This window comes from Nonomuraea longispora (assembly GCF_004348345.1).
GTDB classification, from domain to species: domain Bacteria; phylum Actinomycetota; class Actinomycetes; order Streptosporangiales; family Streptosporangiaceae; genus Nonomuraea; species Nonomuraea longispora.
On record NZ_SMJZ01000124.1, the window covers coordinates 21019 to 27018 of the forward strand.

Below are 6000 nucleotides of genomic sequence, written 5' to 3' on the forward strand. Positions count from 1 at the left end.
TGACAAAAAACGTAGCGCCGAAGCCCGTCCCGATATTCCACCATCAGCCATCGCCCGTGGACACGGGTGGGCGCGGATCAGAGTGCGTTGATGCCGTCGGGCCCGAGCACCCGCCGGGGCGCGCCACGCTCCGCGACCGTGATCATCGCCCGGCCGATGCGCTCGGGCGTGGTCGCCGTCGCGGGGAAGATCCTCCGCAGGACGGGGTGGAGCGGCCGGACGACGATGTAGGCCAGCCGGTGGAACCCGGCCGGCGACGTGACGCCGTCCGAAGGACGGACGTGCCCCGGCCGGAACACGTAGGACCGCAACGGCAGCGCGAGCAGCGCGTTCTCGGCCGCTCCATTCCCCCCGGCCCCCGCCGACACGTACACGAAGGCGGACCCGGGGTTGACCCGCGCCAGCGTCTCGCCCACGGAGAGGGCCACGTCGACGTGCCGGGACCCGTCGACGCAGAGGAAAGCCGCGTCATGGCCGCGCAGCCCGGCCTCGATCGTGGACAGGTCGAGCAGGTCGGCGTGCACGATCTCGCGCAGCTTGGCATGGCCGGCCCCCGACGGGACGGGGCCGACGGCGAGCACCGCCGTCACCCGGTCGTCACGCAGGCACTCCCTGAGCACCCCGCGCCCGACCGTCCCGGTCGCCCCGAAAAGGATCACCTTCACGCGCTCGCCCCGATTCCCACGTGATGCCCGTCAGAGGGCCGTCACAGAGAGGATAGGCCGCCCGGCGGATCCACCCCGGAGGCGGCAGGACGCCCCTCGTGCAGGCAGGTCACCGCTCCAGGGCGGGCCGGATCTCGGTGAACAGCCGCAGCGTGGCCGGCCGCAGCCGGTGCCAGGCCGGGGGCGGCCAGCGCAGGGCGAGCGGCAGCCGCGTCACGAGCATGATCTTCAGGTACGGGCGTCCGGAGCGGCCCCCGGGCACCTCCACGCACCGGCCCGACACGGGGGCGAAGGCCAGCCGCCGCCCCAGCCGCAGGGAGCCCTGCCCGGCGACCTCGCGCGGGGACCCGCCCGCGCCCAGTTCCACCGCCTCCCACGTCAGCTCGCCCGGCGACGGGGCCGGGGACGGCAGCGGGAAGCTCAGCGCGAACCCCGCCAGCGACGCGGCCGGGCGCAGGTAGAACGAGCCGCGGAAGGACGGCAGCGCGTACACGGGCCGCGCGCCGGCCGTGACCAGCCCCTCGCTGGCCTCGACGGCGATCCGCCAGGCCGCGTGACCGGCGTGGCCGGTGTGGCCGGTGTGGCCGGTGTGGCCGGTGTGGCCGGTGTGGCCGGTGTGGCCGGTGTGGCCGGTGTGGCCGGTGTGGGAGGCGTCCGGGGTGGACGGCAAGGGCTTCACCTCGCGAGCGGGACGGGAGCGGCGGCGCTCGGCCGGGCCTTCTACACCAACAAGACGAACGACCCCGCGACGCTGTGACACGCCCGAGCTCAGCGGGCGGTGCGTCAGCTCTGCTCCTCGACCAGTTCCACGCTGCGCCAGCCGCCGGGCGTACGGCACATGAGGTGGTGGTACCAGCCGCCGCCGTGCAGGAAACCCTCGGCGTCCGCCGCCACCAGGTCCTTCGTGGGGGCGAGGGTGTCGGTGAAGGGCGCGCTCACCCGCGCTTCGCCGCCGCGTACGTCGATGCTCGGCGCCCCGATCAGGTGCAGCCTGCCCGGCCAGTGCTCGAGCACCCCCGCCAGCCAGACCCTGACCTCGTCGCGGGCGCCCCTGATGCCGCCCGCCGAGGTGTAGTCGATCACGGCGTCGGCGGTGAACACCTCGTCGAGCAGGTGCCACCGCCCGGAGTCGAGCGCGTGGGCGTAGCGGGCCAGCAGGCCGGTGATCTCGAGGCGGTCGGCGATCTCCTGCGTGTCCATGAGATGATCGTCGCGCCGGACGGGCCGCATGGCCAGCGCCATGCGCAAAACCCCAGGCCGCAGACCTGGGGCACATGAGGTGGTGGACGATACTGGGATTGAACCAGTGACCTCTTCCGTGTCAGGGAAGCGCTCTCCCGCTGAGCTAATCGTCCTTGCACTGCGAGGTGGCGACGGGACTTGAACCCGTGTCTACGGCTTTGCAGGCCGCTGCCTCGCCTCTCGGCCACGCCACCGAGCCGGAAGCCCCGAGCGGAAGACGGGATTCGAACCCGCGACCCTCACCTTGGCAAGGTGATGCTCTACCACTGAGCCACTTCCGCGTGCGCCCCGCTCGCGCCGGGCGACGAGAGAACTCTAGCGAATTCCGGCCGAGTCCCCAAACTGGATAAGCCCGCGCAGGTCAGGTGTGGCCGCCGTTGACGGTGAGGCGCTGACCGGTGACGCCGGCCTCTTCGGTGACGTCGGCGGCGAACGCCTCCGCCGTGCCGCCCGCCTCCCGGACGGCGGAGACGACCTGCCGGGCGCCGTCGGCGTTGGCGTGGTGGTTGACGGCGACGGCCAGGCCGTCGGCGGCGAGCCTGCGCGCGATGACGGCTCCGAGGCCGCGGGACCCGCCGGTGACGAGGGCGACCGAGGTCATGGCCGGACTCTAGCGGCCGGGCCTCCTGCGGCCGACGCCTGCCCCGTGTACCCGCGGGGTGACCTCCGTGTTAGGTCCCCGTAAGGCCCGTGTTCGGTAACGGAGCGCGTGTCCCCCGGGGCGCGGGGGTAAGGCGCACTCGTGGGTGAACACGATGTCATCGATCTCCTGATGGCCCAGCACGGCCGCATCAGGGACCTGTTCGACGAGGTGGAGAAGGCGCCTCCGGACAAGGTCGAGGAGGCGTTCGACCGGCTGACGCGGATGTTGTGCGTGCACGAGACGGCCGAGGAGGAGATCGTGCACCCGTACGCGCGCAGGAAGCTCGACAACGGCCACGGCGTGGTGGCCGACCGGCTGCGGGAGGAGAACCGCGCCAAGCGGCTCCTCGTCGAGCTGCACAAGGACGGGGTGGACCACCCGAAGTTCTGGGATCGGCTGGGCGAGCTGCGCACGGCCGTGACGGCGCACGCGCGCAGCGAGGAGCGCTACGAGTTCGTCAAGCTGCGGGCGCACACCTCCGTGGTCGAGCGGCGGGCCATGGCGGCGGCGGTGAGGGCGGCGGAGGCCCTGGCGCCCGTGCGCCCGCACCCCGGCACGGAGTCCGCCGCCAGGAACATGCTGATGGGTGCGCCCCTGGCGTTGATGGACCGGGCCAGGGACATGATCGGCAAGGCCCTCGGCAGGCGTTGACGGTCACCTTTCGACGCCGGGCGAAATGTCGCCGTACTAGCGTGGCAGGCGTGGAGCACATCGCACGTGACGCCGACGTCGCGCCCGTCGCCTCGCTCATCGCGGATCCGACGCGGGCCGCCATGCTGACGGCGCTGCTGGGCGGGCGGGCGCTGGCGGCGGGGGAACTGGCCAGGGTCTCAGGGGTGAGCGCCGCCACCGCGAGCGCCCATCTGGCCAGGCTGCTCGACGGCCGCCTCGTGGACGTCGAGCGCCAGGGCCGCCACCGCTACTATCGGCTGGCCGGTCACGAGGTGGCCGAGGTACTGGAGGCGTTGGCCAGGATCAGCGGGCGCCCGCCCGTGCGCTCGCTGCGCCAGTCGCGGCAGGCCCGCCTGCTGGAGGAGGCCCGCACGTGCTACGACCACCTGGCGGGACGGGCGGGCGTGGCCCTGCTCGACCGGCTCAAGGAGGGCGGCTACTACGCCGCGCACGACCTCACGGACGCGGGGGAGCGGCTGCTGTCGGGCCTCGGGGTGGACGTGACCGGCGCGCGCGGCTCCAGGAGGCGCTTCGCCCCCGAATGCCTGGACTGGACCGAGCGCAGGGCCCATCTCGGCGGCGCGCTCGGCGCGGCGATCACGGGAGTGCTGCTGGAGCGCGGCTGGCTGCGCCGGGGCGCGGTGCCGAGGTCCGTCGTCCTCACCGACGAGGGCGGGCGGGGGCTGTCGGCGTTGTTCGCCGGTAAGGAGCTAACATCGGGTACGCCGGTTACCTAGCAGCGAGAGAGACACCATGCGCGACAACGGAGTCGTGAACGTCGGCCCGGAGCCCCTCACTTTCCACGACGTCATCCAGGTGGCCCGCCACGGCGCCCCGGTGCGGCTCACCGACGACGCGGTCGCCGCCATGGCCGCCGCCCGCCAGCGGGTCGACGAGCTGGCCGAGAGCCCGACGCCCGCGTACGGCATCTCGACGGGGTTCGGCGCGCTGGCCACGCGGCACATCGACCCGGAGCTGCGCGCCCAGCTCCAGCGCTCCCTGGTGCGCTCGCACGCGGCCGGCAGCGGGCCCGAGGTCGAGACCGAGGTCGTACGCGCACTCATGCTGCTGCGCCTGCACACGCTGGCCACCGGCCACACCGGCATCAGGCCGGTCACGGCGAAGACCCTGGCCGCGCTCCTCAGCGCGGGCATCACACCGGTCGTGCACGAATACGGCAGCCTCGGCTGCTCCGGCGACCTGGCGCCGCTGGCGCACGTCGCGCTCACGCTGATGGGCGAGGGTGTCGTACGCGACGCCTCAGGGGCGGTGCAGCCGGCCGCCGAGGCGCTCAAGCAGGCCAGGATCGAGCCCGTCGAACTGGCCGCCAAGGAGGGCCTGGCGCTCATCAACGGCACCGACGGCATGCTGGGCATGCTGATCCTCGCCATCGACGACCTCACCAGGCTGGTCAGGACCGCCGACGTGAGCGCCGCTATGAGCGTGGAGGCGCTGCTCGGCACCGACAGGGTGTTCGCGCCCGAGCTGCAGGCGCTGCGGCCGCACCCCGGCCAGGCCCGGTCCGCCGCCAACATGACGAGAATCCTGCGTGACTCCGGCATCATGGCCAGCCATCGCGACCCGGACGCCTGCACCCGCGTCCAGGACGCCTACTCCCTGCGCTGCGCGCCCCAGGTCGCCGGCGCCGCCCGCGACACCATCGCGCACGCCGCCACCGTGGCCGGATGGGAGCTGGCCAGCGCCGTCGACAACCCCGCCGTACTGGCCGACGGCCGCGTCGAGTCCAACGGCAACTTCCACGGCGCCCCGATCGCGTACGTGCTGGACTTCCTGGCCGTCGTGGCCGCCGACCTGGCATCGATGTCCGAACGGCGCACCGACCGCTTCCTCGACGTGGCCCGCAACCACGGGCTGCCCGCGTTCCTGGCCCACGATCCCGGCGTCGACTCCGGCCACATGATCGCCCAGTACACCCAGGCGGCCATCGTCTCCGAGCTCAAGCGCCTGGCCGTGCCGGCCAGCGTCGACTCCATCCCCAGCTCGGCCATGCAGGAGGACCACGTCTCCATGGGCTGGTCGGCCGCACGCAAGCTGCGCAGGTCCGTGGACGGGCTGACGCGGGTGCTGGCCGTCGAGGTGCTCACCGCCGCCCGCGCGCTCGACCTGCGCGCCCCGCTGGAGCCGGCGCCCGCGACGGCGGCCGTGGTCGGCGCGCTGCGCGAGACCGTCCCCGCCCCCGGGCCCGACCGGTTCCTGGCGCCGGAGATCGACTCCGCGGTGCGCCTGGTCGCCGACGGCGGCGTCGTGGCGGCGGCCGAGTCGGTGACGGGCCCCCTCGCCTAGCCGGCCCGGCGGGACGGCAGCGCCACGATCACATCCACCTCCAGCAGCAGTCCCGGCATGAACAACCGCGACACCTCGACCGTCGTGCTGGCCGGGGGAGTGCCGGTGATGTACTTCCTGCGCACCTCCCCGTATCGCCGCCGGACTGGGTGTGACGCTGGTGCCCGAGCTGGCTGGCCGGCGCCGTGCCGCGCGGCCTGGTGCTGCGGCCGCTGCGCGGCACGGCGCCCGCCCGCAAGGTCTACGGCCCTGCCGGTCACCCCGCTGCCCGCCGCGCCGGAGCTGGCCGGGATGCTGCGAGAATGGCAGATGTGCACGACGGATACGCCCACTTAGGCGGCGTGCTCGCGACCGGGTTGCGCGACGTCACCACAGACCTCGCCGCTCTCGACGGCCAGGGCTGGTGGGCCGTCGTCGTCGACTACGAGGGCAAGGTGACGTGCGCCCGGTTCGACCGGGTGCGCCGAGCGCCCC

At 73.5% G+C, this 6000-nt stretch carries 8 protein-coding genes and 3 tRNA genes; 3 read left to right on the forward strand and 8 right to left on the reverse strand.

Annotated features, from left to right (window positions below):
• Window positions 1-77: 77 nt before the first annotated feature.
• From E1267_RS27995 to E1267_RS28025, 7 genes are all read right to left on the reverse strand, one after another.
• Window positions 78-665, reverse strand: a complete 588-nt coding sequence (locus E1267_RS27995; protein ID WP_132336614.1) for a Rossmann-fold NAD(P)-binding domain-containing protein — start codon at window positions 663-665, stop codon at window positions 78-80.
• A 109-nt stretch (window positions 666-774) separates the two neighbouring features.
• Complete coding sequence (locus E1267_RS28000; RefSeq protein ID WP_132336616.1) at window positions 775-1335, reverse strand: hypothetical protein; 561 nt, start codon at window positions 1333-1335, stop codon at window positions 775-777.
• Between the two features lie 113 nt (window positions 1336-1448).
• Window positions 1449-1907: a nuclear transport factor 2 family protein gene (locus tag E1267_RS28005; RefSeq protein WP_132336618.1), complete on the reverse strand. Its 459-nt coding sequence runs from the start codon at window positions 1905-1907 to the stop codon at window positions 1449-1451.
• Window positions 1908-1945: 38 nt separating this feature from the next.
• Window positions 1946-2020, reverse strand: a tRNA-Val gene (locus E1267_RS28010).
• 10 nt (window positions 2021-2030) lie between these two features.
• Window positions 2031-2101 (reverse strand) — tRNA-Cys (locus tag E1267_RS28015).
• A 15-nt stretch (window positions 2102-2116) separates the two neighbouring features.
• Window positions 2117-2188: transfer RNA gene (locus tag E1267_RS28020), tRNA-Gly, on the reverse strand.
• An 80-nt stretch (window positions 2189-2268) separates the two neighbouring features.
• On the reverse strand, window positions 2269-2508 hold the full coding sequence (locus E1267_RS28025) for an SDR family NAD(P)-dependent oxidoreductase (RefSeq protein WP_132336620.1): 240 nt from the start codon (window positions 2506-2508) through the stop codon (window positions 2269-2271).
• 141 nt (window positions 2509-2649) lie between these two features.
• Between E1267_RS28025 and E1267_RS28030 the strand changes: the two genes are divergently transcribed.
• From E1267_RS28030 to hutH, 3 genes are read left to right on the forward strand one after another with little or no spacing between them, the layout of a single operon-like run.
• A complete protein-coding gene (locus E1267_RS28030; RefSeq protein WP_246064308.1) occupies window positions 2650-3201 on the forward strand; it encodes a hemerythrin domain-containing protein in 552 nt (183 codons plus the stop codon).
• 50 nt (window positions 3202-3251) lie between these two features.
• Window positions 3252-3959, forward strand: a complete 708-nt coding sequence (locus tag E1267_RS28035) for an ArsR/SmtB family transcription factor (RefSeq protein WP_246064309.1) — start codon at window positions 3252-3254, stop codon at window positions 3957-3959.
• Between the two features lie 16 nt (window positions 3960-3975).
• Window positions 3976-5526, forward strand: a complete 1551-nt coding sequence (gene hutH / locus E1267_RS28040) for a histidine ammonia-lyase (RefSeq protein ID WP_132336621.1) — start codon at window positions 3976-3978, stop codon at window positions 5524-5526.
• Here hutH and E1267_RS47435 read toward each other — a convergent pair.
• Complete coding sequence (locus E1267_RS47435; protein WP_281283718.1) at window positions 5523-5651, reverse strand: hypothetical protein; 129 nt, start codon at window positions 5649-5651, stop codon at window positions 5523-5525. The two genes, hutH and E1267_RS47435, sit on opposite strands and share 4 nt — an antisense overlap.
• Window positions 5652-6000: the final 349 nt, after the last annotated feature.

Excerpts from the sequence above, each read along its gene's own strand:
- E1267_RS28005 (WP_132336618.1), bottom strand. The coding sequence starts at position 1,907 with ATGGCGCTGGCCATGCGGCCCGTCCGGCGCGACGATCATCTCATGGAC.
- E1267_RS28025 (WP_132336620.1), bottom strand. The coding sequence starts at position 2,508 with ATGACCTCGGTCGCCCTCGTCACCGGCGGGTCCCGCGGCCTCGGAGCC.
- hutH (WP_132336621.1), top strand. The coding sequence starts at position 3,976 with ATGCGCGACAACGGAGTCGTGAACGTCGGCCCGGAGCCCCTCACTTTC.